The sequence below is a fragment of the Brevundimonas sp. CURTG3B2_SDJG genome, assembly GCF_057364705.1.
In genome coordinates this window covers 1-3,284 of record NZ_JBNFOJ010000304.1, presented here as the reverse complement: position 1 = coordinate 3,284, position 3,284 = coordinate 1, and the positions used below count along the sequence as shown (strand labels likewise).

4 protein-coding genes are annotated in these 3,284 nt (G+C 69.9%); 2 read left to right on the top strand and 2 right to left on the bottom strand.

All coding sequences use genetic code 11. From position 1 onward, the window contains the following. Nucleotides 1-233 precede the first annotated feature (233 nt). Together AC2W7C_RS15540 and AC2W7C_RS15535 are read left to right on the top strand one after the other, a co-directional pair. A complete protein-coding gene (locus tag AC2W7C_RS15540; RefSeq protein WP_486002213.1) occupies nucleotides 234-1,004 on the top strand; it encodes an SDR family NAD(P)-dependent oxidoreductase in 771 nt (256 codons plus the stop codon). 10 nt (nucleotides 1,005-1,014) lie between these two features. Beyond that, complete coding sequence (locus AC2W7C_RS15535; RefSeq protein WP_486002212.1) at nucleotides 1,015-1,929, top strand: lysophospholipid acyltransferase family protein; 915 nt, start codon at nucleotides 1,015-1,017, stop codon at nucleotides 1,927-1,929. On the opposite strand, the gene AC2W7C_RS15530 is transcribed toward AC2W7C_RS15535, so the two are convergent. Next, on the bottom strand, nucleotides 1,896-2,411 hold the full coding sequence (locus tag AC2W7C_RS15530) for a response regulator (RefSeq protein ID WP_486002211.1): 516 nt from the start codon (nucleotides 2,409-2,411) through the stop codon (nucleotides 1,896-1,898). The genes AC2W7C_RS15535 and AC2W7C_RS15530 overlap by 34 nt on opposite strands. 105 nt (nucleotides 2,412-2,516) lie before the next feature. Then, on the bottom strand, nucleotides 2,517-3,263 hold the full coding sequence (locus tag AC2W7C_RS15525; RefSeq protein WP_486002214.1) for a M23 family metallopeptidase: 747 nt from the start codon (nucleotides 3,261-3,263) through the stop codon (nucleotides 2,517-2,519). Between the last annotated feature and the right edge of the window lie 21 nt (nucleotides 3,264-3,284).

Sequence of the window (3,284 nt, the reverse complement as noted above, 5' to 3'; positions counted from 1 at the left end):
GGTCCCGCGCCGGCGGCGAAGCCCGCGCCCCGCGCCCAGGCCGGCGCGCCACAGGAAAGGCCCCGACGGTCATCGCCAGGAACAGGTAGCCGAAGAACAGGAAGCCGTTGGTCAGGGCGCGCATTGGAAACGGATGTTCCGCCTTCCCGGATGGAATCGCCCGAGTATCGGGGTATCAGGACAATACGACTAGGGTCCGCACGCGGATTCCCCCAGCCATTCGAGGTTAATGCATGGAATTGTTCGATCTGACCGGCAAGGTCGCGGTCATCACCGGCTCCTCGAAGGGGATCGGCAAGGCGATCGCCGAGCGGATGGCCGAGCACGGGGCCCGGGTGGTGATCTCGTCGCGCAAGGCCGGGCCGTGCGACGAGGTGGCCCAGGCGATCAACGCGGCGCACGGCGAGGGCCGGGCGATCGCCATCCCGGCCAACATCGCCTCGAAGGACGACCTGCAGCGGCTGGTCGACGAGACCAACGCCGCCTTCGGCCGGATCGACATCCTGGTGTGCAACGCGGCATCCAATCCCTACGCCGGGCCGATGGGCGGGATCTCGGACGAGCAGTTCGAGAAGATCTTCCACAACAACGTGCTGGCCAACCACTGGCTGATCCAGATGGTCGCGCCGCAGATGCTGGAGCGGAAGGACGGGGCCATCCTGGTGATCTCGTCGGTCGGCGGGCTTCGCGGGAACGCGTTGATCGGCGCCTACAACGTGTCCAAGGCGGCGGACATGCAGCTGGTGCGCAACCTGGCGGTGGAGTTCGGATCGTCGAACGTGCGGGTCAACTGCATCGCGCCCGGCCTGATCCAGACCGACTTCGCCAAATACCTGTGGGAGAACCCCGAGGTGCTGAAGGTGACGGTGGAGCCCAATCCAATGAAGCGGATCGGCCAGCCGGACGAGATCGCGGGCACGGCGGTCTATCTGTGTTCGAAGGCCGCCGCCTATGTGACCGGCCAGACGCTGGTGGTGGACGGCGGGCTGACGATTGCCTGGTGACGGCGACAGGGTGAGCTTCGGCCAGGACCTGGCCTGGCGGCTGGAGGCGGCGGGGTTCGCGGCCTTCATCGGCCTGATGCGGCTGCTGGGCGTGGAGCGGGCGTCGAACTTCGGCGGCGCCGTGCTGCGCGCGCTGGGCCCGAGGGCCGGCACGCACAAGACGGTGATGCGCAACCTGCGCATCGCCTTTCCCGACATGGCGCCGGCCGAGCGCGAGGCGCTGGCGCGCGAGGCCTGGGAGCGGATCGGCCGCAGCTTCGCCGAGACGGCGGTGATGGACCAGCTGACGCCGGCGAGCGGGCGGCTGGAGATCGTCGGCCAGGAGCGGTTGGAGGCTATCCGCGACGGCGGCCGGCCGGTGGTGTTCGTCTCGGGCCATCTGTCGAATTTCGAGGTGATGGCGGCGGTGCTGGTGGCCTCGGGCGTGCCGGTGCAGGTGACCTATCGCGCCGCCAACAACCCCTATGTCGACGCCCAGATCCGTCAGGCGCGGGCGCGGTACGGGGTCAAGCTGTTCGCGCCCAAGGGCGGGGACGGCGCGCGCGAGCTGCTGAACGGGCTGGAGCGGGGCGAGTCCGTCGCCCTGCTGAACGACCAGAAATTCTCGGAAGGGCCGGAAGTGATCTTCTTCGGCCAGCCGGTGAACGCCGCGCCGGGGCCGTCGCGGCTGGCGCTGCGGTTCGGGACGGTGCTGCAGCCGATCTCGGTGGTGCGGCTGCCCGGGGTGCGGTTCCGGGTGACGGCGCACGAGCCGATCGCCGTGCCGTCCACCGGCGACCGGCAGGGCGACATCGCGCGGGGCGTGCAGGCGGTGACGACCTTCGTCGAGGATCGGGTGCGGGAAGTCCCGGAGGACTGGTTCTGGGTCCACAAGCGGTGGCCCGACAAGGTCTATGCGGCGCTGGAGCCCCGGTCCGAGGCCTGATCCGTCGCGCGGCGGCGGGGGCCCTTGTAGTCCGCCGACTGGGTGCGGCGGCGGTCGGGGCCGAAATAGCCGTCGGTCTTCACGAAGGGGCGAGGCTTGAAGATCACCGCTTGGATGCGGTCCAGGATGGCCTTGGCGGTGATCGGCTTGACCACGAACTCGGTGACGCCGGCGTCGCGCGCCTCGTAGACCCGGGCCTTCTCGGAGTGGCCGGTCATCATGATGATCGGCAGGTACGGGTTGACGCTGTCCGGACTGTTGCGGACCAGGCGGGTGAACTCCACCCCGTCCAACGGGAACATGTTGAAATCGACGATGGCCAGATCGACCGGATAGTCGCGCAGCAGCTCCAGGGCGGCGGCGCCGTCGGTCGCCTCGCGCACCTTGGGGATGCCGGCGGACTTGAGCACCGCCGAGGTGATGGCGCGCATGTGCTGATTGTCGTCGACCAGCAGGATGTTGAGGGAGGAGAGGGAGGACATGGAAGTCGTCGGAACCGGCGTCTGAGTCCGCGCAGGGTACGGGGCTATCGGGCGCCCGTCTATCGGGGATCGACGGGACCGTTCAACGTAAACGGTTACGCACGCTCAGGTTTTCACCATGAGGGACGGGTCCAGGTTGCGGTCGCGCCATTTCATCCGCCAGCAGAGGTGCGGGCCGGTGGCGCGGCCGGTCATGCCGACCCGGCCGATGAGGTCGCCGCGCATGAGATCCTGGCCGGCGCGGACGTCGATGCGGGACTGGTGCAGGTAGGCGGTGACCAGGCCCTGTCCATGGTCGATCAGGACCAGGCCGCCCTCGAAATGCAGCCCCGGCTGGGCCAGGACGACCCGGCCGGCGGCGGGGGCTCGGATCGGGGTTCCCTGCGGCGCGGCCAGGTCGATGCCGAAATGCGGCCGGGCGGGCGTGCCGTTCAGCACCCTCTGCGCGCCCCAGGCGCTGGTGATCCGGAAGCTGTCCAGCGGCCAGGCGAAGCCGTCGCGGAAGTGGTCGGCGTCGATGCGGCTGGCGAAGCCGTCGACCTTGAGCGCAACCTCACGCTGAATTCGGGCCAGCAGGGCGGGGTCCTGGGGCTCGACCGTGGAGGGCGGCAGGCCGTCGACGCGGGTGGAGGGGAAGCGGCCGGGGCGGACGTCCACGATGCGGCGGGCCTCGCGCACGCCGTCGCGGACGCGAATCTCGACGCTCGAGGCCGCCTCGCGGTCGAAGCCGACGACGAAGACGCCTGCGGCCGAGGCGGCGGTCAGGGCCTCGCCGTCGACGAAGACCAGGGCGCGCGGCCAGGTGCGGCCGATGGCGTGGCCGCCCTGGACGAAGCGGCCGCTGAGCTCCAGGCCGTCGGAGGTCGGGGTCTG